Raw genomic sequence first — 22,142 nt, forward strand, 5'->3', positions numbered from 1 at the left:
ATGAACACACTTACGATAATGGCTCTTTCCTGGCAACATTTGTTAATCGTTGCCGTAATCTTATTAATTCTTTTTGGAGGAAAAAAAATCCCAGAAATGATGAGAGGTTTAGGTTCCGGAATTAAAGAATTTAAAGATGCGGTAAAGGAAGAGGACAAAAAACCATCCGAAGACACAAAAAACAATTCCAATTCTGCGCAATAAATCTTTGGAATGATGAGTTTTTCGAAAAATGCTTGGGAGATTTTCAACCAATCTATCAACGATTATCATATCGCTGATCATGTAGATACACCGATAAATAACCCCTTCCAAAAGGACAGTTTGGAACGACTTTTGTATGCTAAGAATTGGATTGATACCGTTCAATGGCATTTAGAGGATATAATTCGAGATGAAAATATAGATCCCACCGAGGCATTGAAACTAAAACGCAGAATAGATTCTTCTAACCAGCAAAGAACTGATTTAGTGGAGTTTATCGACAGTTGGTTTTTACAAAAATATCAAAATATTGTTCCCGCTTCGGATGCAAGGATTAATAGCGAAACACCAGCTTGGGCAATAGATCGCCTTTCAATTTTGTCTCTTAAAGTATATCACATGTTTTTAGAAGCTCATAGAGAATCAGCTAGTGAAGAGCATAGAACAGCATGTACTGCAAAGCTCAATGTGCTACTAGAGCAGAAAGAAGATCTTTTTGAAGCGATAGACCAATTGCTTTATGATATAGAAAACGGTAAAATGAAGATGAAAGTTTACAAACAAATGAAAATGTATAATGATGAAAGCCTTAATCCGATTTTATATCAAAATGTGAGAAATGACCAAACTAAACTTTAGTTTCATTTTATTATTATTCCTAATTAGTTCCTGTTCAGTAGAGAAAATAAATCTTTCACCGATAGGTGATAACGTTTCGGCTATAAACGAACAGAGTCCATCTTACTCTTTTGATCAAAAAAAACAGCTCATTGTATATTCTTCTGAAATCACCAATTTAATAAGTTCTTTCCCTAAATTTAGAAACGACGCTGTGAATTCCGAAGTTTCTTTGCTTAAATTCAATCTTAAAGAATATATTTTTGCAATGCAATCCTATAATTTGACGAACCTATCCGCATCTCACAGAAAGTTCGAAAAGTCATATAAGAAACTTCAGAAATTAAGAAAATACTTAAATAAAGATGAAGACGAGGTTTTGAACAGATATTTGGTGAGAATAAAAACCAATATGACCTTTATCCACGGTAACATTCCTCAGGATTCTACTACTATTATTATAAAAAACTAATATTTCCATGTTAAAAATTCAAGCAGAGGCCAATGTTCCCACAGAATACGGGAATTTTCGGATGATTGCATTTTCTGAAGAAGAAAGCGACTGGATGCCACACATGGCGATTATCGCCGAAAACACTGATTTCACAAAACCCATCAACGTTCGTTTCCATTCAGAATGTATTACCGGTGAAGTTTTTCATTCAAAAAAATGCGAATGCGGACAGCAACTGGATGCTGCAATGAAATTCATGCACGAAAATGGCGGAATCATCATTTACCTAAGACAAGAAGGAAGAAATATCGGAATCATCAATAAACTAAAAGCTTACGCTTTGCAAGAAAAAGGTTTCGACACTGTAGAAGCCAATTTGAAACTAGGACTTCCCGCTGATGATCGAGATTTTGCTGCAGCAATTGAAATCCTAAAAATGTTGGACGTGAAAGAAGTAAATCTGCTCACCAACAACCCTGAAAAAATGAAAATTGTAGAAAACAGCAATATCATTTTAAATAAACGCATCCCTTTGCAAATGACCGCTACGAAAGAAAGCGAAAGCTATCTGAAAGTAAAGAAAGATTATTTCGGTCATCTATTAACTGACGAAACATCCCAAAATAAAAAACCGCTTTGATTTTTTCAAAGAGGTTTTTGTTTATTAAAAATTCAATTATTATAACTGAAAAGCAGTTTCTAAAGCCAATTCGATCATCGGTTTCAATGCTTTTTCTCTTTGATCAGCCGAGATTTGCTCTCTCGTTGGGATTATATCTGATACGGTAAGAATTGTTGCCGCGTTTTTCCCAAAATGCTGTGCATTGGCAAACAATGCAAAAGCCTCCATTTCCACTGCCGAACAATTGTATTTGGTTGCAATCGCAGGAATTTTTTCGTCTTTTCTATAAAAAATATCACTTGTATGAATATTGGTTGGTTGAAGATTCAATGATAGATTTTTGGCAGTTTGATTAATAGTTTCGAAAACATTCCCTTGGCTTTTTAGCAACTCTTCTTCAATTCCCCACGCGAATTTCGCATAAGTAGATTCACTCGCAGAATTTTCAACATTCAGCAGATCGAAAAGTTTCAAATCGGTTGTGTAAGCGCCACAAGTCCCTATTCTGATGATGGTATCCACTTCGTATTCGGTGTACAATTCAAAAGAATAAATCCCAATACTCGGAATTCCCATTCCACTCGCACCTACCGAAATTTCTTTGCCTTTATAAAGACCTGTATAATAGAAAATATTTCTCGTCTGGCTCACCAACTTTACGTCATTCAGAAAGTTATCGGCAATATATTTTGCTCGCAAAGGATCACCAGGTTGCAGTACCGTTTTAGCAATTTCTCCTTTTTTCGCTGCAATATGAACACTCATAATTTTTGTTTTTTGAATTGAATTTTAAAAGTAAGAAATTCTCTACAAACCCGAAATTTTCGAACCATATATTTACAAGTTTAGAAGATAAATCATAAAAAAACCACCAAAAGGTGGCTTATTCGTTTGCTAAAGATATTTCTTAATCTCGATCCGGAATATTGTAATATTTAATTACACTTTGGTAATCATTATAGTTAACATTTGCGTTTTTGCCTGTCGAAGCTGGAACCAAAACAATTCGGAATCTTTGATTATTCAAATACGTATTCGCTTCTGCACTGGTAAAAGTGGCTTGATCAAAGTTAGCTTCGGTATAGATTTCTACATTCGCAGCGTCAAAAAGGAAATTGTAATCCAATTCTCTACCTCCGGATAAATACTCGGTTTTTGGAAGAAGTTGCCAAACTGCAGATTCAGAAGTATTTGAGTTGACATTACGATAAACAAGCACCACATCGCTGCTTGCAATATTAATTCCTTGAGAAAGTGTATAGTTATTTCCACTGCTCAAAGTTCCGGTAACATCTTTCATCACTGAATAGGTGTCGCCATCACCAACTACATTGTCATTTCTGTTATCATCACAGCTTACTACTACAAATCCGAAAATTGCCAAAAGCAATATTGTAAAATACTTTTTCATTTTATTTAATTTTAAATTATTTTAAATATCTCAATATGTATGCCAATAAATTTAAAAACGTAAGTTTTAAAAATTGTATTTTTGTTCTACATCATAGTTTAGATAATGAAAAATATAAAAAGTAAAATCACCTGCATCATAATTTTGGTTTTTTCTTTAAAAATCTCAGCTCAGTACCAACCGAAAAATCTCAGCACTGAAGACTTGAAAAAAGCCAACGAATGGGTAAACAACACTTATAATTCCCTGTCACAAGACGAAAAACTGGGACAATTGTTCATCGTCGCGCTTTATACCAACAAAGGCGAAGATTACATCAATAATGTAAGAAATATCGTAACCAACGAGAAAATCGGAGGTTTGATTTTGATGCAAGACGATGCCGCGAGAGAAATTAATCTCGTCAATGAATTTCAGAAAACCGCAAAAGTTCCTTTAATGATCGGAATGGATGCGGAATGGGGCCTTTTCCAAAGAATTGCTACGGCACATAAATTTCCATGGGCGATGACTTTAGGAGCCATTCAAGATAAAAATTTAATTAAAGAAATGTCTGCAAAAGTCGCGGAAGACTGCAAAAGAATGGGCATCAATTGGGATTTCGCACCGGTTGTTGATGTGAATACGAATCCGGAAAATCCCATTATTGGGAACAGAAGCTTCGGCTCAGAAGTACAAAATGTGGTTAATTCTGCTTTAGCCTATTCCAATGGGTTGCAAGACAATAAAATTTTAGCGGCGATCAAACATTTTCCCGGACACGGCGATACCAATACCGATTCTCATCTCGATTTGCCGGTGGTTTCCCACGATCTCAATCGACTCAATTCCGTGGAACTTGCTCCGTTCAAAGCATTGATGGATAAAGGAATTGGTGGCGTGATGGTTGCTCATTTATACGTTCCTGCGTTAGAAAAAGGCAAAGGGATTCCTGCTTCGGTTTCCAAAAATATCATAACCGGACTTTTAAAAGAAAAATTGGGCTATAAAGGTTTAATCATCACCGATGCACTGAACATGGGCGCTGTTGCAAAACGCTATAAACCGGGAGAATTGGACGCACTCGCCTTCAAAGCAGGAAATGACATCATGCTTTTTTCTGATGGCGTGAAAGAAGGAAAACGATTGATTCAGTTGGCAATTGATAATAAAGAAATCTCGCAAAACCGCGTGGAAGAAAGCGTGAAAAAAATTCTTTTGACCAAATATTTCTTGGGATTGTATGAATATCAACCTCGAAATCCGGAAAATATCAACGACGATCTCAATAACGAATCTCATCAAAAACTCGTTCAAAAGCTTTACAGCAACGCTTTAACACTAATTAAAGATGAGCAAAAACTGCTTCCGTTAAATTGCAAAGAGACTTATTATTATGTTCCATTGGAAGAAGCTCCGTATGAAACTTTCGCCAATCAATTGAATTTAAATACAACCGTTATTGTAAAAAAAGCTACTGAAATTGCTACAATCCCTGCAAATTCCAAGATAATTGTAGGTTTACATAAAGACAATTCAACCGCGTATAAACCTTATAAAATCTCAGAAAATAGCAAGAAAATTTTGGCAGAATTAAGTAAAAATCAAAAAATCATTCTCAATATTTTTGGTTCGGCTTATGCTTTAAAAGATCTTGATATTGCAAACATTTCTACCGTTTTGGTCGCTTATGAAAACAACGATGATTCGATGAAAGCAACTGCAAATTCCCTCAGTGGAAAGACGCCAATTTTGGGCAGATTGCCCGTTTTGGTGAACAATCAACTTAAAGCTGGAGCAGGAATCGACCTGAATTTTTCAGCAGAAACTCAATCTCATAAAAAAATTAAATAAAAACCAATGAAAATAGGAATCCTGTGCTATCCAACCTACGGTGGTAGTGGAATTGTTGCCACAGAATTAGGAATGTCGCTCGCCAACAAAGGTTACGAAGTGCATTTTATTAGTTCTGCACTTCCGGCCCGGCTCGATATTACCAATCCAAATATTTTTTTCCATAAAGTAAATGTGCAAACCTATCCGCTTTTCCAGTATCAGCCGTATGATATTGCACTTTCATCCATGATTTATAGGGTTGTCAATTTATACAAACTCGATATTTTGCATGCTCATTACGCGATTCCTTACGCTTATGCGGCTTTTACAGCAAAACAAATGTTGAAAGAAGAAGGCAAAGATATTCCATTGGTCACCACGCTTCACGGAACCGACATTACACTAGTTGGTCAACATCCAAGTTACAAACATGCGGTAGAATTCTCTATCAATCAATCAGATACGATTACTTCTGTTTCTGAAAGTTTAAAAAAAGACACACTGCAATTTTTCAATATAAAAAAGGAAATACAAGTCATCACCAATTTTATTGATAATTCGGAGTTTGATGAGTGCATGAATTGCGAAAGAAAACAATTTGCAAATGCTGATGAAAAAATTCTAATTCATGTTTCCAATCTTCGTCCGGTAAAACGAGTTGAAGATGTTTTGCAGATTTTTAAAAATGTCAATAAAAAAATAAAATCCAAACTGGTGATTATCGGCGAAGGTCCAGATATGGAAAAAATCAATCAGTTTTTGGAAGAAAATCCTGATTTGATTGGTGAAATCAGGCTTTTAGGAAAGGTGAACGATTTGTACAAAATTCTTCAACTTTCAGATGTCTTTTTGCTTCCTTCCGAGCAAGAAAGTTTCGGTTTGGCAGCGTTGGAAGCGATGGCAGCAAACACTCCGGTAATCAGTTCAAACGCAGGTGGAATCCCGGAAGTTAACATTCAGGGAGAAACCGGTTACTTGGCTGAAATCGGGAATGTAGAAGCCATGAGTAATTACACGATAAAGTTGTTGGGTGATGAAAAACTGCTCGCTCAGATGAAAATTAATGCCAAGCAACAAGCCATTAAATTCGATTTAAAAAATATTTTGCCTATCTACGAACATATGTATCAAGAAACACTTCTTGAGTTTAAAAACAAACAGAAAGTTGATGTTCTAGAATAAGTTCCTGTCAAAATTTCCATAAATCATGAACGAAAAGCTCCTTCAATATCTTTGGAATTTCAAGATTTTCAAGAATTTTGATTTCAAAGATGTGGAAGGAAACCCTTTGGAAATTCTCGATTTCGGAACTTGGAATTTCAATTCTGGGCCGGACTTTTTGTGTGGGAAAATTAAAACCAAAGATTTAGTTTTAGCAGGAAATATTGAACTTCATGTAAAATCTTCCGACTACATTTTCCACCAACACTCTGGAAATCCCGAGTTTGAAAATCTTATTCTACATGTCGTTTTCATGCATGATGTGGAAGTTGAAGAACTTAATAAAAAAAATATTCCCACTCTGGTTTTAAAGGACTACATTGATGAAAATTTGCTGTGGAAATATGAAGCTTTGCTGAAAGAAAACCAATTTATTCCGTGTGAAGCGCTCATTTCACCTGAAAAAATTCCGTTTTATTTTGCAGAAGAAACGCTTCTGAAAAAGCTTAATGAAAAATCTGTTGAAATAGAAGATTCGCTGCAAATTAACAAAAACAATTACGAAGCTGTTCTTTTTCAAAATTTGTCTTACGCTTTTGGATTGAAAGTAAACGCTCCAATTTTTCGTCAATTGGCGGAAAATATCGACTTTTCTATCATCAACAAGATCCGTCAAAATCCGCTTCAGTTGGAAGCTCTTTTTTTCGGAATGTGCGGCTGGCTGGAAAATCCGGAAGATGAACAAACAAAATTATGGAAACGCGAATTCGATTTTCTGAAGTCAAAATTTACACTTTCCGATCTTCGCAGTTTTCCTAAATTTTCACGACTTCGGCCTCCGAATTTTCCTACAATTCGTCTTTCGCAACTCGCTTCATTGTATCATCTGAATCAAAATCTTTTCTCAAAACTGATTTCTGCAAAAAATAGCAAAGAAATCAATGCGGTTTTTAAGCCCGTAAAAGCCAGCGAATATTGGAACACTCGTTTCAATTTTGGGAAAACATCTTCCGTTTCCGGTGAGAAATTTTTGACAGAAGATTTCAAAAATATTATTTTGCTCAATGCCGTTTTACCTTTAAAATACACCTATCACAAGCATTTCGACGAAGGTATAGCCGATGAAATTCTTGAGTTTTACCGAACGATTCCAGCAGAAAAAAACTCCATTGTCGATGGTTGGAAATCTTTTAACATCAAGATCGAAAACGCACTCGAAAGCCAAGCAATGCTGTATCATCACAAGAATTTTTGTGAAAGGAAAAACTGCTTAAATTGCGGAATCGGATTTCAACTTCTGAAAGCGGAATCCGATGATATTAAATAAATTTAAAATGTGATAAACTTCACTTCAACACCTCTGTTTATCGAGAAATTTAGTAATAATTTTGTATAAAATAAATGATATGTTCGACTGGTTAAAAACGCTTCTCCTACCCATTGAAAATCCGAATGTCACCCAATCTATCGTTGCGATTATGCTTGCCATTGGAGCCGGGATTTTCTTTGGGCGAATAAAGTTGGGCAAAATAACTTTCGGTGTTTCAGCCGTGATGTTTACCGGTTTGTTGATGGGGCATTTTGGCTACCGAATACAACCCGGAATTTTAGATTTCATCCGAGATTTTGGTTTGATTATTTTCGTTTATGGCATTGGTTTACAAGTTGGTCCTTCGTTCTTTTCCTCGTTTAGAAATGAAGGTTTAAAATTCAATCTTCTTGCGGTTTCTACCGTTCTTTTCGGTGGAATTATTACGATTATTCTTTTCAAATTTACCGGATTAAAAATTGAAGATTTAGTAGGAATCATGAGTGGTTCCGTGACCAACACCCCGGGTTTAGGAGCTGCTAAAAATACGATTGAAGAGATTAAAAACACCTTTCCCGACCGGGATTTCAACGATCCGGCAATTGGCTACGCGATTACTTATCCATTGGGCGTTTTCGGGATTATCAGCGCGATTATTCTTTCTAAATTATTGTTGAAAATAGATCCTGAAGATGAAATGAAAAAATTCAGGAAATCAAAAATTAATCGAGAGTTGCCTTTAATTCATAAAAAAATGCGGGTGACGAATCCTGAATATTTCGGAAAAACTTTGCATCAAATCATTAAAGAATTCGGTCGCGACATCGTAGTTTCCCGCTTGAAACACAGCGGCAGCGAAGCGGTACAATCGCCAACTTTAGACACTCATGTTCAGGACAGAGATGTATTGATGATTGTAGGTTTAGAAAGCGATTTGGATGAATTTATTGCTAAAATCGGACGTCCTTCAACCGATCTATTTATCGAAACCGATTCGCATATTCATCAGAAAAACATTTTCGTTACCAAACCTTCTGCCATTCATAAAAAACTTTCGCAACTCGATTTATACAACACTTATGATTTGAAAGTTACCCGCGTTTTTCGGGCAGGTAGGGAAATATTGCCGCGTCCTTCGTTGGAGCTTTTTTATGGCGATAAATTAAGGGTAATTGGTTCTTTGGAAGCGATCGAAGAAGTTGAAAAAATCATCGGAAATTCCGAGAAAAAACTCCTTGAACCCGATTTTCTATCACTTTTCGGAGGATTGCTTTTGGGAATTATTTTGGGTTCCATTCCTATTGTGGTTCCTAGTTTACCCGTTCCTATCAAACTAGGATTTGCAGCAGGTCCGCTTATCGTAGCACTTTTGATATCGAGATACGGCGGAATTTCTTTCATTCATTCGTATATCAATAATGGAGCGATTTATTTCATGAAAGACTTTGGAATTTGTTTGTTTTTTGCCGCAGTCGGAATCCACGCCGGCGACGGTTTTTACGAAAATTTTATTCAGTACAACGGCTGGAACTGGATGTTTTTTGGTTCTGCAATTACTTTTATTCCGCTTATTTTCATGGTGATTATCGGACGTTTCTTTATGAAAATCAATTATTTGCAACTTGCAGGAATCATGAGCGGAAGTTATACCGATCCGGCTGCACTATCGTTCAGTACCAACTATTTAGATTCTGACATTCCTATTCAAAGTTATGCACAGGTTTATCCATTGGTGACGATTTTCAGAATTTTTGTGGCCAGTCTTTTGATTCTAATTTTCAGTTAATTTAAACAAAAAAAGCAACCATTTCTGGTTGCTTTTCTATTTTAAATTCAAAGAATTATTTTTTGTCGTCCGGCGCTGAATCCGGGAAACGTTGTTGTGTAAATTCTCTTGAAATTGCAGCTTTTTCGAACTTCAACTTTCCTGAAAGCGTTTCGATTACCACACCATCTTCTTGAATTTGTGCGATTCTGCCGTGCATTCCTGAGGTGGTTACTACTCTGCTTCCTACTTTTAAAGTTTCTTGAAAACTCTTTTCTTGTTTTGCTTTTTTCATTTGTGGACGAATCATCAGAAAATAAAATCCGACGAACATCAGTCCCATCATGATCATTGTAGGCATCATTGAACCTTCCGGAGAAGCAGCTGCCTGTAAAAATATTGTAATCATATTTGTTTTGCTTAAAAAATTATCGCTGAATATCTGCCGAGAAAGTCAACACAATTGGAGCTTTTTCTACATTGGCATATACTTCAGCTTGCTTGTTTACTAATCCATCGAAATTAGAAGAATCGAATTTCAAAGTGATTTGACCTTTTTGTCCTGGTAAAATTGGATCTTTGGTGTAATCTGGAACCGTGCAACCGCAACCTGGTTTTACCTGAGAAATAATTAAAGGATTGGTACCAGTGTTGGTCACTTCATAAACATGTTCTACATGTTCTCCTTTTTTAATTTTTCCGAATTCGAAATCAGATTCAGAAAGAGCAACTGTAGTTAAAGGTTTTGCCTGAGCTTCTTTCACCAAATCTTCCTGAGTTGGAGCTGCAGCTGCGGCGGCAGTTTGATCTTCAACGATTAATTGATCTGCTTTTTGATCTTTCTTGCAAGAAGTAATTCCTAATACAGCTACAAGCGGTAATATTTTTACTAAATTTTTCATAAATATTTTATTAATTTCTGTTCAATTCTTTGGTGTATTTATCTAAAATCCCATTGATAAATATGTTGGAACGATCCGTAGAAAATACTTTGGATATTTCGATATATTCATTGATAACTACTCGAGCCGGAGTAAGTGGAAAATAATCGAGTTCGCTGATGGCAATAATCAAAATGATTTTGTCCATTAAAGAAACCCTTTCAAGATCCCAGTTTTCAAGTTTATCCTTGAGTTTCTTTTCGGATTCTTCCCAATGATTTAGGGTTTGCTTGAGTAATTTCTGAGCAAATTCGCTATCAGCTTCATCTTTAATCATTTTAATTAAAGTATGACTTGGCTCATTTTCTTTGAAAAAACCAATGGTTTTCTGAATCATCGAATTAGAAATATGGAAATCATCTGCCCAGCTCATTTCTTTTTCTTCCAAATGCTCATGAAAATCTTCATTTTCAGCGATATAACGGAGGAATAATTTCCCAATGAATTTTTGGTCTTCTTCGAAGGAATATCCTTCTTCTTTCATGAAATCCTGATATCTTTTTCCGGCAGTCATCCTTTGGAAAGTTTTTACCAGCAAGTCATCATGAAGCTCCCATTTCAATTCCTGATGTTTCGAGGTGAAAGAAAGTCTTTCAGTGTTTTCCTCAATTTTATTCAGAACCTGATTATTAATAAATTTTTGGTTGGGGTTGATGTTGTCTTCCGTTTTGATATACTTATTTTTCCCAATTTCAATTTGTTTTTCTGCCAAATGTTTCAGTGCAACCAAAAAATTGAGTTGATAAATGTAAAGATGATATATCTTCTCGATTTCGGAAAACATATTTTTCTCTAAAACATCAAATTTTATAGGATTTTGATAATAAGAATATACTGATTCTACAACTTTTTCACGAATTTGTCTTCTTCCTAACATTTCAAAGAGCTTTATATGGGTGCAAAGATAGTATTTTTTTGCAAACTCTTCCCTTACAACTTATATTCTGATGAATTAAATACAAAGAATCCGTTCGCAATTTATTACTTTTGTATCCGAACTCGCTTGTTCCGAAAAAGTAATGTAGAAAGCCCAATATGAATGCACTAAAAACCTTGAACCCCTATTTCTGGAAACACAAAACACTCTTGTTTTGGGGTTTTCTTTTCATCATAGCCAGTAATTTTTTTAGCATTTACAAAGTTCAGTTTGTAGGAAAATCGGTTGATGAAATATCAAAAACCACCAATTTAGGCTTTAATAAACAGGTTTTATTTTATGTAGCGATTATCGTTGTTTCCTCATTACTGACGGGTTTTTTTACGTTTATGATGCGCCAAACCATCATTGTAGCTTCCCGAAGAATCGAGTATGAACTGAAAAATAAAATTTACAATCATTACCAAGAATTATCGCTTACCGACTTCAAAAAAACCACCATCGGCGACTTGATGAACCGCTTGAGCGAAGATGTAGTAGCGGTGAGAATGTATCTGGGACCCGGCGTTATGTATGTGGTGAATCTCCTGATTCTACTCATCATCACTAGTATTTATATGCTGAAAACGGATGTTTCGATGACTTTGTGGTCGCTGCTTCCGCTTCCTATACTTTCATTTGTAATTTATAAGGTAAGCTCAATTATCAATCAGAAATCGAAAATTATGCAAAAAAGCCAATCCGCGATTTCAACTTTCGTACAAGACAGTTTTTCGGGAATTCGGGTGGTAAAGTTTTTTGCTAAAGAAAAATATATTGAGAAAAATTATGGCATTAAAGTAAAAGATTATCAAGACAAAGCCTTGGATTTAGCGAAAACTGAAGCCTATTTCTTCACCATCATCCTTTTTGTAATTGGTCTGCTTAATGTTGTAATCCTCTTTATTGGTGGACAAAAATACATGAACAACGAACTTTCAGTAGGGAAAATCGCGGATTTCTTTCTTTACATTAATATTTTAATTTGGCCATTTTCAATGGTCGGTTGGGTAACTTCGGTGAATCAACGTGCGGAAGCTTCGATGGCGAGAATTAATGAGTTTTTGGACATGAAAACCGATATCATCAATACCAATCACGAAAACTATCCTATTTACGGTGAAATCGAGTTCCGCAACGTTTCTTATGTTTATCCAAATACCGGAATTAAAGCTCTTGATAATTTAAGTTTCAAAATTGAAACAGGAAAATCGCTCGCAATCATGGGAAAAACCGGAAGCGGAAAATCCACCATCGCTCTTTTGCTCTGCCGATTGATTGATCCTACAGAAGGCGAAATCCTTATTGATGGGAAAAATCTGAAAGATCACAACTTAGAAAATTACAGAAAACACATTGGCTATATTCCTCAGGAAAGTTTCCTTTTCTCGGATACGATCGAGAATAACATCGGTTTCGCGATCGACAAACCTTCCTTAAAATTGGTTGAAGAATTTGCAAAAAAAGCAGATGTTCATAAAAATATTGTCGAATTTAAAGACCAATACAAAACCTTGGTTGGCGAACGAGGGGTGATGCTTTCCGGCGGGCAAAAACAAAGAATTTGCATTGCCAGAGCTTTGATTAAGGAGCCGAAGATTCTTATTTTTGATGACTCACTTTCAGCTTTAGATACCGAAACCGAGGAAAATATCCTTCAAAATATCGAAAATGAAATCCAGAAAAGCAGCTCGATCATCATTACCCATCGCGAAAGCAGCGCAAAACGCGCTGATAAAATCCTGAATCTCACCGATATATAAAATGAAATCTCGGCTTAAAATTGTAAAATCGTTATTGATAATACAATTTTCATAAGAAAAAGATAAAAATTTATTTTGCATTTAAAAGAAATCTTTTATATTTGTTACACTAAGATTTCAAAAAATATATACAAATGAGTGATTACAAGGAACGCCATGAAAACGAAATTTTCACAAAGGTGTTAAAAGCAGGAAGAAGAACATATTTCTTTGATGTGCGCGAGACCAAAGCAGGAGATTACTATCTTACGATCACCGAGAGCAAAAAAAACTTTGGCGAAAACGGTGAAGCGACTTTCGAAAAGCATAAAATTTATCTTTATAAAGAAGATTTCAAGAGTTTTGAAGAAATGTTTAAAGAATCTACAGACTTTATCATCAGTCAAAAAGGCGAAGACGTGATCTCTGAAAGACACGATAAAGATTTCAAAAGCAAATCTTTTACAATAGAATCGGACGACGAAGTTTAAATAAATCACAAAAGCACCCAATGTCGGGTGCTTTTTTTTTATTTAAGTCATCAAAAATCTCATAAAAATAGAGGAGATAGAGTTTCCTATTTCGTAAAAAAAGAAAAACGCATTGATAATCAATGCGTTTTAAAGTGGGTGAATGAGGGGTCTCGAACCCCCGACCTCCGGAACCACAATCCGGCGCTCTAACCAACTGAGCTACAATCACCGTTTGAGGTTGCAAATATAAAGCTTTTCGAGAAATTACAAAATTATTCCGTCAAAATTTTTCAGTGCAATTAATTTTTCTGTTGTAAAGCCCTCTGCAAAGTCCACTCCGGACAATCTTCCCAAATCCTGGGCGCGGTAAGTAAGACTTTCCAAGAAATCCTTCGTTGCAATGGGAGTCATTGGTTCCGTTGATTTCGGATCGTAAAATTGCGTTTTATAAGCCAAGCAAGCATCAATTTTTTTCTGCATAAAATCGGTTACATCTACCACAAAATCCGGAGTGATATTCTTCCATTGAATGTAGTTGAAAATATGTTTTGGACGCCAAGTTTGTTGGTTTTCACCTTCCGAGACGGTTTCTATTTTCACCAAACCGGAAAGAAAACAAGCATCGGAAACCAATTTAGAAGCTTTAGCATGATCAGGATGACGATCGTCGATGGCATTTGAAAGCACAATTTCCGGTTGATATTTGCGAATCATTTTCACGATTTGCATCTGATATTCTTCTGAATTTTGGAGAAAACCATCTTTCATTTTCAGGTTTTCACGAAATGAAATTCCTAAAATTTTCGAAGCTTCGGCTGCTTCTTCGGCACGGGTAAAATTGGTTCCGCGAGTTCCGAGTTCGCCTTGAGTAAGATCTACAATAGCTACTTTTTTTCCTTCGGAAATAAGTTTAGCCAAAGTTCCGCCACAACCCAATTCTACGTCATCGGGATGCGCTCCTATTGCTAAAACATCTACTTTTTTCATGATGCAAAGATACGAAAATTGAATTTTTTAATTTAAATAAAACGATTACTGAAGCGGTTGGTAAATTGTTGCTAAAAAATCAGCATAAGAACGCTCAAGCTTCGTGATATCACCGGATTTCAGATTGATTCCGGCGGTTCCGTAAGGATTTGAATTTACCGAAAAAGTTGAAAATTGAAAATACTGAACCGGCTGATTCTCTTGCCCAGAAAGTTTGATAGAAGATCCCAAAAGTTTTTTAGTAGAAACAGTATAAGTTTCTCCTAAATTGAGTGTTTTTTTGGTAAAAGTTCTCGGCTCAAAAACAAAACTTTCATTATTCAGAGCGATGTTTTGTTTTTTAAAAGGCGATGCAAAGAAATAAACCACATTATTTTCCTTGGGAAAATTTTCAGGATTTACATAATACAAATTCAATTTATAATGTACCGGATCTAATTTTTGCGTTCCAACTTCTTCGATGGTTTCGAAAGGTTGGTAAGAAAATGCGTTGGCACCTACTTCTTTGGCTTTTTTATAAATCATTCCGAAAACTTTTGCATCATCATCCGAAAAGCCTTGAATTTCAATCTCAGCGAGGTATTCTGAGTTAGTAGATTTCGGATTTATTTTATAAAAAAACTTATCAGAATTGGAATGGGTTTTCACCACTTTATTAAGAATTACATTTTGGCCAAAAAGAATTTGACTAAAAATGATCGTTAAAATTGCTATTGTTTTTTTCATGAGTTTTTAAGAATTTCGATACATTCTTGCAATGAATTTTCCCAATGTTTGGGTTCGATTCCGTAGTTTTTTTCAATTTTATCTAAAGCCATTGTGCTTCTTTTAGGCCTTTTTGCGGGCGTTGGAAATTGTTTTGTAGCAATCGCATTCAATTTAATGGAAGAACCTGAAAATTCAGCAATTTTCTCGGCAAAACCAAACCAACTCGTTTCCGGATAGTTGGAAAAATGGTAAACTCCATAAGTTTTCGGTTCGGTTTTGATGATTTTCATTACCGCTTCCGCCAAATCGTTAGCATTGGTTGGTTGCCCAAACTGATCTGCCACTATTCCCAATTCGTCTTTGGTTGAGAACAAATTGAGCATGGTTTTCACGAAATTTTTATTAAACTCTGAATACAACCAAGATGTGCGAACTACAATCGTTTTTGGATGAATGTCGAGTGCGAGTTCTTCACCTTTCAATTTTGAAGCTCCGTAAACACCTTGTGGATTGGTGAAATTATCTTCTGAATATGAAATATTGCTTTCACCGTCGAAAACATAATCAGTGGAAATATGAATGAGTACTGCATTATTTTCCTTGCAAGACTGTGCTAAATTGGCAACACCGTCTGCATTTACCGCATACGCTTTTTCGGGTTCAGATTCTGCCAAATCAACCGCGGTGTAAGCCGAAGCATTGATGCAAAAATCTGGTTTATAGTCATTAAAAAACTCAGAAACCTGATCTTCGTTGGTAATATCGATGGTTGAAGAATCGGTGAAATTAAATTCAAATTCCAATTCAAAATCCGGTGCCAACTTTCTGAAACAGTTTCCTAATTGTCCGTTTCCACCGATGACGAGTATTTTCTTTATCATTTTGATGCTGCTTTATTTTGTTTTCTGAGGTTTGCGACTCTGCTTTGGAAATCTTTCTCCTCTAAATTTACCAAAAATTTCTGGAAAAGCGCTTTGGTATCTTCCGGATGCGATTCGGAGGAGCGGGTTTTCATGTTGAAATAAATTACTGTAAGCCAAAGCACACTGTGAATGGTTTTCCCGTCTTCGCTTTTCATGAGGATTTCCACTTTCGAAAGTCGGTCGCCCAAATCAATCGTTTTGCTGGAAATAATCACTTTTGCATTGTATCGTACTTCTTTCAGATAGGCGATTTCGTTTTGTATGGTTACCCAGGTACATCCGGTTCGTTTGGTGTATTCTTCATAGGTAAAACCATATCCGCTTTCTACATGATCTTCCCTTGCATTCAACATGTATTCGAGATATTTCACATTGTTGAGATGCCCAATCGGGTCGCAGTCACTGAATCTTACTTTTTCTATGGATGAAAGTTCTTTTTGCATCTTACAAAATTAAAAAAACCATCCCGAATAGAGGATGGTTTAGGTTATATGAAAAGGATTTTAAAGTCCTAATTCTTTTTTAACTAATGGAGTTGCATCCGGACCAGCTTTGTAAATCAATGCTGTAGAATCGATGATAAAATCGAAACCGTTTGCTTTAGCCACTTTATTCACTGCGTTGTTTAGTTTTTCGATAATTGGTTTTACAGCAGCATCTCTTTTCTCAGCTAAATCTTTTTGAGCAGTTTGCTGAAGTTGTTGCAAGTTTTGTTGTTTTTTTTGCAATTCACCTTCTTTAGCTGTTCTTTGAGCTTCAGTTAATTTTGCGCCTTCAGCTTGGTATTGTTGAACTTCTTTTTGGAAAGCTTCTGCTTGTTTGTTTAGTTCATCACCTTTAGTTTTACTGAAAGTATCTAGATCTGTGGTCATTTTTTTAGTTTCTGGCATAGCAGATAAAACTGCTTCATAATCCATAGATGCAACTTTCTGTGCACTAACCGTTCCGACGGTTACAAACATCATTACTGCTGCAAATAATACGCTTAATTTTTTCATAATAGGAATAATTGAATAATTTTTGTTGTTGTTTTAAATTTAATTTGTTTTGTTTCTCATCTCGGCCGGAGCCTCTTTTTTTATTTGTGCATTTTTCAGCTTTCGGTCCCTTTCGTCTCTTGCGTTATTTGAAGATTTGGCTGGTTGCTCCGTTGTTTTTTTGCCTGAATTTTTCAGCAACAAATCTAATACTTTATCTGTATAGTCATATCTTTTTTCAAGAAAAATTACACTGATGTTGTTACTTTTATCAAGAATGATGCCTAAACTATTTTTCTCTGAAACAGTTTTTATTGCATTCCAAATTTGATCCTGAAAAGGTTTGGTGAGATTTGCTCTTGCATTATTGAGTTCTCCCATCGAACCAAAACGGTTATTCACCATTCCTTTGATTTTCTTGTCAAGATCGTCAACTTCTTTTTGTCTTTGCTTCAATTGATCACCGATTAAAAGTACGCGTTCGTTTTCCAGAAGTGCTTTCTTTTTATCAAGCTCCGTTTGCAAAGTCTGGATTTCGGTTTGCCAATTATTGATTTGCTCATTCAGGCGGTCTTCAGCATCTTTGTACTGAGGAAGCTTGCTGAGAATATAATTCGTATCCACCACTCCGATTTTCTGGGCATTGATAAAGCCTGAAAACAAAATGAAAAGTGCCGCGAATAATTTAATCTGTTTCATTTTTTTACTTTTATAAAGATTGATTCATCAAGAAGTGCGTTTTCCAACCTGCTGGTTCTGTTCCTTGGATTGTTTTATCGAATCCATAAGCAAAATCAAAACCAATTAATCCAAATGCTCCCATGTAAACTCTAATCCCTACACCAGCTGAACGTTTCAATTGGAAAGGATTGTAACTTCCAAAGGAATTCCATGCATTCCCTCCTTCCAAGAAAGAAAGTGCATAAATTTTAGCAGTTTGGTTCATAGAAATTGGATAACGAAGCTCCATTGCAAAACGGTTGTAGATAGTTGCTCCACCATAAGGCGTAACGTCATCGATTTCACCACCAGCAGATGAGGAGTTTTCGTAACCTCTAAGTGGCACTAATTCACGTCCGTCATATCTTCCACCCATAAGTCCGGTTCCACCTACGTAAAATCTTTCGAAAGGCGGTGCTCCCAATTCTTTGTTATAACCATTGAGGAAGCCCATTTCGGCAGTGTTTCTAAGCACTAGTTTTCCTACAATCGTATTGTAAACATCCGCTTTTAATTTCACTTTATAGAATTCCAACCATTTGTATTTCTCAATGGCTGTCATGCTGGAATAGTCCTTATCACTAAACAATGAATATGGCGGTGTAAACTTCACTGAAGCTTCCAAGTTTGAACCTTGAGTTGGGAAAATAGGATCTAAACCAGCAGAATTTCTGCTTAAGCCTACATTAAAACTAAAGTTCTTTGCCGAACCATTGTACTCCGTTGTATTACCAAACTGGAACGGATAATTGCTAAAATCGTAGCTCTGGTACTGGATTCCAGTATAAAGCGAGAAATAATCATCTGGCCATCTCAATAATCTATTTAAACCAACACTTGCGGAGAAAATATTCAATTTTTGTGTGGCACCATATTGATCGGTATATCTAACCAAAGATTGGTTCACCCCAACCGAAAGTGCGGTAGGTCTTGTTCCGAACAACCATGGCTCGGTGAATGAAATCCCATAATTTTGATAATATTGTCCTGCTTGTGCTTGAATGGAGAAGGTTTGCCCATCACCTTGTGGAACAGGTTTGAAATCTTTAAATTTCAAGAAATTTCTCAAAGAGAAGTTGTTGAAAGTAAGTCCCAAAGTTCCGATGAAAGAACCTCCACCATAACCTGCTTGAAGCTGCACTTGTGAAGAACCTTTTTCCACCAAAGTCCAATGAATATCAACGGTATTATCTTGTGGATTTGGAGTTAAATTTTGTCCAACTTGTTGTGGATCGAAGAATTGCATTCCTGCCAAATCGAAATAAGTTCTCTTAATATCACTTTTAGCAAATAAACTTCCTGGTTTTGTTCTTAATGAACGCAGAATTACGTGGTCATGAGTCGTAGTGTTTCCGCTCCAAGTTACTCTGTTCCAAGTTGCTTTTTCACCTTCGTTGATACGGATTTCCAAATTGATTGAATCGCCTTCAACCGATTTTTCAATTGGAGTCACGTTGGAGAACAAGTAACCATTGTTCATATAAATTGATTTGATGTCGGAATCGTCTTCTTTACCGCCATCTTCACCAACTTTTTTGTTGAAACCGACTGCGTCGTAGATGTCGCCGGTTTTATATCCTAAAACTTTTTGCAAATAATCTGTTGAAAACGCTGTATTACCTAGGAAATTGACATCACCAATGTAATATTTTTTCCCTTCGTTAAGTTTTACATTGATTTCATATTGATTCTTAGGGTTTCTCCATACAGAATCGGATACGATTTGCGCATCTCTAAAACCTAAAGAACGGTAATAATTGATCAAATTACCTTTGTCTTCCTCATATTTTTCTTGGATAAATTTGGAAGGTTTCAAAATTCCTTTGATACCAAATCTTTTTTGTTTGGTGTCTTTAAAAGCCTTATTTCGAAGTTTACTGTCGGAAACATTCTCATTTCCTTCAAATTCGATATGGCTGATTTTCACTTTTTTCCCTTTCTCTACATTGATCGTCCAGTCAACCAATTCCGGATCTTTAGCGTTCACTTTGTCCTGAATGGTCACTTTAGCATCAGCAAACCCTTTTTTGATATATTCTTTCGGAATATTGGTTTTTAAGGTAGAAATCAGGTTTTGGGTAATTTTGGTTCCTGGTTTCAAGCCGTTGTCTTTAGCGAGTTTTTCGCTTTTCGACTTTCCTATTCCTTTTCCTGTAAATTTTACTTCGCCTAAATCTTTGAGATCTTGTAGATTAAATCTCAATATAACTTGATCACCTTCAATACTTTGAACGTAAACCTCCACTTCCGAAAAAGATTGAGTTTCCCAAAGTTTTTTGATGGCATTGCTTATTTTTTGTCCAGGTATTTCTACGCTTTCATTTTTATTAAGGCCGGTAAAACGAAGGATTTGCGCTGGTGTATATTTTTTTACGCCATCTACCACAATATCTTTTAAGATATAGGTTCCTGCTTCGTTTTGAGCGTATACCGGATTATTATCCTTTGTAGGTTGCTCGGGAGTGATTTGACCATAGAAATGTGCCGAAGCCACAAACATGATGATGGGTAAGAATTTAAACTTCATTTTTTATCTTGCTAACTTTTCTTTTTATAAATGTTCGTCAAGCTGCTCGCTTGTTTTACCGAATCTTCTTTCTTTGTTTTGATAATTGTAGATGCATTCGAAGAAATCTTCTTTTCCGAAATCGGGCCATAAGATATCTAAAAACTGCAATTCTGCATAAGCAATCTGCCAAAGCAGAAAGTTGCTTATTCTTACTTCTCCACTGGTTCTTACCAATAAATCTACTGGTGGCAAATCCTTTGTGTATAAGTGATTTTCAAAAACCTTTTCTGTAATTTCCTCTTCTTTCAGCTCGCCGGTTTTTACTTTATGACTGATTTGCTTTACCGCGTTAAGGATTTCATGTTGGGAGCCGTAACTTAATGCTAAGATCAGATTTCCTCTTTTGTTATCCTTGGTAATATCAACCAGATGCATCATCTGCTCTTGTACCAACGGTGGTAATTTTTCGATATCACCGATTACATGCATCCTCAAACCTTTAGAAAAAATATCTTCAGCTTCCAGCAATAATGTCTCGGAAATCAGGCTCATCAAAGTGCCGACTTCTTCCTGAGGTCTGTTCCAGTTTTCTGAAGAAAAAGTATAAAGGGTAAGATAAGGAATATTGATTTCATTACACGCGTTTACCACATCACGCACTGCTTTGATGGCGTGTTTGTGACCGAAAGTGCGTTTTTCACCTCGGGATTTTGCCCATCTTCCGTTCCCATCCATGATTATTGCTACATGTTTTGGGAGCTTTTCCTGATTTAATTTATCTTTAAACGACTGCATTTTACTGTTCACAATAACAAGGTGGTCTTCCGAATGAATAGGAAAGTCCCAGTGTCACTGAGTTTACCCAATCCTTCGAGTTGATATTTCCGATTTGTCGGTTTTGTAAGAAATCTGCTACTCTTTGCTCTGCAACCTGCAAATAAGGGCTTTCCTGCAAAATCGATTTGGTTCCTCCCGCCACCGGTATCTCTTTATTATAAGTTACTTTCACATTTTTATCATCAATCACGCTATAATCCACAGAATCAGAGAATGTAGGTCTGAACATGATTTCTCCAAACAGCGCCCAATTGTAATTGAATTTATACTTCAAACCTGCCCCAAACGGAATAGCCATGGTCATTTTATTACCGTTTTCATATGTTGGAGTAGTTACAAAATCTTGATTATTGGTCGGTGCAATTGCATTTCCACCAAATCTATTAAAATCATGTACTACAACTAATTTTTCAACATTCATCAACATTGCTCCTACACCACCGAAAACATAAGGACTCAATAGGTTTTTCTGTTCATCATTTACTGGAAAAAAGTTGTATTCAAAAATTACATCTGCTTCGAACACTGAGTTGGTTCCCGACAATTTTCTGTTTCTTCGGTATTGCTCTTTTGCACCCCCGTCCGCAAACTGAATATGGCTATAACCAAGATTAAACCTTATCGTTTGATAAGGATTAAAATTCATCCGGTACAAAACTCCTCCGTAGAACGGAATTCCATAATCGGACCTATTTCGGAATGGTTTTTGCAAAATATAATTAGTTCTTCCAATATCTCCAACTAAATTACTCATCCCAAATTTCACCCCTATTTCGTGTCGTTGTCCCTTGAAGGAAACCGACATCAAAAACAGAGTAAATAGACAATAAATAATCTTTTTCTGCATGAATGACTGAACATCAATATTCATATATAATTTTGCAAATATAAAACATTTTTGCTTTAAGGAAATTCTTAATTTTTAGTTAAATACCCTCAAAAAAGCATAATTTTTTTATCTAATAAATTAAATTATTGGCATTTCTAAATAAAATCCAAACTCAATCATACAAAAAAGATAATAAACAGAAAAGCTCAACTCATTAAATA

At 35.8% G+C, this 22,142-nt stretch carries 24 protein-coding genes and 1 tRNA gene; 10 read left to right on the forward strand and 15 right to left on the reverse strand.

The features are described 5' to 3' along the window. From NOV28_RS07360 to ribA, 4 genes are read left to right on the forward strand one after another with little or no spacing between them, the layout of a single operon-like run. The gene (locus NOV28_RS07360; protein ID WP_255929231.1) at positions 1 to 204 is read left to right on the forward strand and encodes a Sec-independent protein translocase subunit TatA/TatB; all 204 of its coding nucleotides are present in this window, start codon (positions 1 to 3) and stop codon (positions 202 to 204) included. A 12-nt stretch (positions 205 to 216) separates the two neighbouring features. Next, positions 217 to 843, forward strand: a complete 627-nt coding sequence (locus tag NOV28_RS07365) for a DUF4254 domain-containing protein (RefSeq protein WP_255930379.1) — start codon at positions 217 to 219, stop codon at positions 841 to 843. Further along, on the forward strand, positions 824 to 1,294 hold the full coding sequence (locus tag NOV28_RS07370) for a hypothetical protein (RefSeq protein ID WP_255929233.1): 471 nt from the start codon (positions 824 to 826) through the stop codon (positions 1,292 to 1,294). Before NOV28_RS07365 ends, NOV28_RS07370 begins: the two co-directional genes overlap by 20 nt. A gap of 7 nt (positions 1,295 to 1,301) precedes the next feature. Further along, positions 1,302 to 1,916: a GTP cyclohydrolase II gene (ribA, locus tag NOV28_RS07375; RefSeq protein ID WP_255929235.1), complete on the forward strand. Its 615-nt coding sequence runs from the start codon at positions 1,302 to 1,304 to the stop codon at positions 1,914 to 1,916. A 39-nt stretch (positions 1,917 to 1,955) separates the two neighbouring features. Here ribA and deoD read toward each other — a convergent pair whose 3' ends face one another. Together deoD and NOV28_RS07385 are read right to left on the reverse strand one after the other, a co-directional pair. Further along, positions 1,956 to 2,663, reverse strand: a complete 708-nt coding sequence (gene deoD, locus NOV28_RS07380) for a purine-nucleoside phosphorylase (protein WP_255929237.1) — start codon at positions 2,661 to 2,663, stop codon at positions 1,956 to 1,958. Positions 2,664 to 2,805: 142 nt separating this feature from the next. Next, a complete protein-coding gene (locus NOV28_RS07385; RefSeq protein ID WP_255929239.1) occupies positions 2,806 to 3,309 on the reverse strand; it encodes a hypothetical protein in 504 nt (167 codons plus the stop codon). A 105-nt stretch (positions 3,310 to 3,414) separates the two neighbouring features. On the opposite strand from NOV28_RS07385, the gene NOV28_RS07390 reads away from it, so the two are divergent. The 4 genes from NOV28_RS07390 (at position 3,415) to NOV28_RS07405 (ending at position 9,380) form a co-directional block, all read left to right on the forward strand. Then, positions 3,415 to 5,142 (forward strand): glycoside hydrolase family 3 protein, encoded by a 1,728-nt coding sequence (locus NOV28_RS07390; protein WP_255929241.1) that lies wholly within the window; start codon positions 3,415 to 3,417, stop codon positions 5,140 to 5,142. 6 nt (positions 5,143 to 5,148) lie between these two features. Continuing rightward, positions 5,149 to 6,306 (forward strand): N-acetyl-alpha-D-glucosaminyl L-malate synthase BshA, encoded by a 1,158-nt coding sequence (gene bshA / locus NOV28_RS07395; RefSeq protein WP_255929243.1) that lies wholly within the window; start codon positions 5,149 to 5,151, stop codon positions 6,304 to 6,306. A gap of 25 nt (positions 6,307 to 6,331) precedes the next feature. After that, positions 6,332 to 7,612 (forward strand): DUF2851 family protein, encoded by a 1,281-nt coding sequence (locus NOV28_RS07400; protein ID WP_255929245.1) that lies wholly within the window; start codon positions 6,332 to 6,334, stop codon positions 7,610 to 7,612. Positions 7,613 to 7,691: 79 nt separating this feature from the next. Next, positions 7,692 to 9,380, forward strand: coding sequence for a putative transporter (locus NOV28_RS07405; protein WP_255929255.1), 1,689 nt, complete (start codon positions 7,692 to 7,694; stop codon positions 9,378 to 9,380). A 55-nt stretch (positions 9,381 to 9,435) separates the two neighbouring features. Here the strand turns inward: NOV28_RS07405 and yajC are convergent, their stop codons facing one another. The 3 genes from yajC to nusB are packed head-to-tail and all read right to left on the reverse strand — an operon-like array spanning position 9,436 to position 11,177. Continuing rightward, positions 9,436 to 9,768, reverse strand: coding sequence for a preprotein translocase subunit YajC (gene yajC, locus NOV28_RS07410; protein WP_123249527.1), 333 nt, complete (start codon positions 9,766 to 9,768; stop codon positions 9,436 to 9,438). A gap of 19 nt (positions 9,769 to 9,787) precedes the next feature. Next, the gene (locus NOV28_RS07415; RefSeq protein ID WP_255929259.1) at positions 9,788 to 10,261 is read right to left on the reverse strand and encodes a DUF1573 domain-containing protein; all 474 of its coding nucleotides are present in this window, start codon (positions 10,259 to 10,261) and stop codon (positions 9,788 to 9,790) included. A gap of 10 nt (positions 10,262 to 10,271) precedes the next feature. Further along, on the reverse strand, positions 10,272 to 11,177 hold the full coding sequence (gene nusB, locus NOV28_RS07420; protein WP_255929261.1) for a transcription antitermination factor NusB: 906 nt from the start codon (positions 11,175 to 11,177) through the stop codon (positions 10,272 to 10,274). Positions 11,178 to 11,335: 158 nt separating this feature from the next. Here nusB and NOV28_RS07425 point away from each other — a divergent pair, with 158 nt between their 5' ends. Further along, positions 11,336 to 12,979 (forward strand): ABC transporter ATP-binding protein, encoded by a 1,644-nt coding sequence (locus tag NOV28_RS07425; RefSeq protein WP_255929263.1) that lies wholly within the window; start codon positions 11,336 to 11,338, stop codon positions 12,977 to 12,979. 134 nt (positions 12,980 to 13,113) lie between these two features. Next, a complete protein-coding gene (locus tag NOV28_RS07430; protein ID WP_255929265.1) occupies positions 13,114 to 13,449 on the forward strand; it encodes a DUF3276 family protein in 336 nt (111 codons plus the stop codon). Between the two features lie 136 nt (positions 13,450 to 13,585). Here the strand turns inward: NOV28_RS07430 and NOV28_RS07435 are convergent. From NOV28_RS07435 to porG, 10 genes are all read right to left on the reverse strand, one after another. Then, positions 13,586 to 13,661: transfer RNA gene (locus NOV28_RS07435), tRNA-His, on the reverse strand. 34 nt (positions 13,662 to 13,695) lie between these two features. After that, positions 13,696 to 14,418: a bacillithiol biosynthesis deacetylase BshB1 gene (gene bshB1 / locus NOV28_RS07440; RefSeq protein WP_255929267.1), complete on the reverse strand. Its 723-nt coding sequence runs from the start codon at positions 14,416 to 14,418 to the stop codon at positions 13,696 to 13,698. Between the two features lie 45 nt (positions 14,419 to 14,463). Beyond that, positions 14,464 to 15,144 (reverse strand): hypothetical protein, encoded by a 681-nt coding sequence (locus NOV28_RS07445; protein WP_255929269.1) that lies wholly within the window; start codon positions 15,142 to 15,144, stop codon positions 14,464 to 14,466. After that, entirely contained in the window at positions 15,141 to 16,004 is an 864-nt protein-coding gene (gene rfbD / locus NOV28_RS07450) for a dTDP-4-dehydrorhamnose reductase (RefSeq protein WP_255930381.1), read from the reverse strand. The genes NOV28_RS07445 and rfbD overlap by 4 nt, the downstream gene beginning before the upstream one ends. After that, positions 16,004 to 16,492: an acyl-CoA thioesterase gene (locus NOV28_RS07455; RefSeq protein WP_255929271.1), complete on the reverse strand. Its 489-nt coding sequence runs from the start codon at positions 16,490 to 16,492 to the stop codon at positions 16,004 to 16,006. The genes rfbD and NOV28_RS07455 overlap by 1 nt, the downstream gene beginning before the upstream one ends. A gap of 60 nt (positions 16,493 to 16,552) precedes the next feature. Beyond that, a complete protein-coding gene (locus NOV28_RS07460; protein WP_255929273.1) occupies positions 16,553 to 17,047 on the reverse strand; it encodes an OmpH/Skp family outer membrane protein in 495 nt (164 codons plus the stop codon). A gap of 39 nt (positions 17,048 to 17,086) precedes the next feature. Further along, positions 17,087 to 17,725, reverse strand: a complete 639-nt coding sequence (locus NOV28_RS07465) for an OmpH/Skp family outer membrane protein (RefSeq protein WP_255929275.1) — start codon at positions 17,723 to 17,725, stop codon at positions 17,087 to 17,089. Positions 17,726 to 17,735: 10 nt separating this feature from the next. Further along, positions 17,736 to 20,273 carry an outer membrane protein assembly factor BamA gene (gene bamA / locus NOV28_RS07470; protein ID WP_255929277.1) on the reverse strand — a complete coding sequence of 846 codons (2,538 nt, stop codon included), beginning with the start codon at positions 20,271 to 20,273 and terminating at the stop codon, positions 17,736 to 17,738. Between the two features lie 24 nt (positions 20,274 to 20,297). Then, positions 20,298 to 21,050, reverse strand: a complete 753-nt coding sequence (gene uppS / locus NOV28_RS07475) for an undecaprenyl pyrophosphate synthase (RefSeq protein WP_255929279.1) — start codon at positions 21,048 to 21,050, stop codon at positions 20,298 to 20,300. Position 21,051: 1 nt separating this feature from the next. Next, the gene (porG, locus tag NOV28_RS07480; protein ID WP_255929281.1) at positions 21,052 to 21,963 is read right to left on the reverse strand and encodes a type IX secretion system protein PorG; all 912 of its coding nucleotides are present in this window, start codon (positions 21,961 to 21,963) and stop codon (positions 21,052 to 21,054) included. Positions 21,964 to 22,142 lie beyond the last annotated feature (179 nt).

This window comes from Kaistella montana (assembly GCF_024436175.1).
Taxonomy (GTDB): Bacteria; Bacteroidota; Bacteroidia; order Flavobacteriales; family Weeksellaceae; genus Kaistella; species Kaistella montana.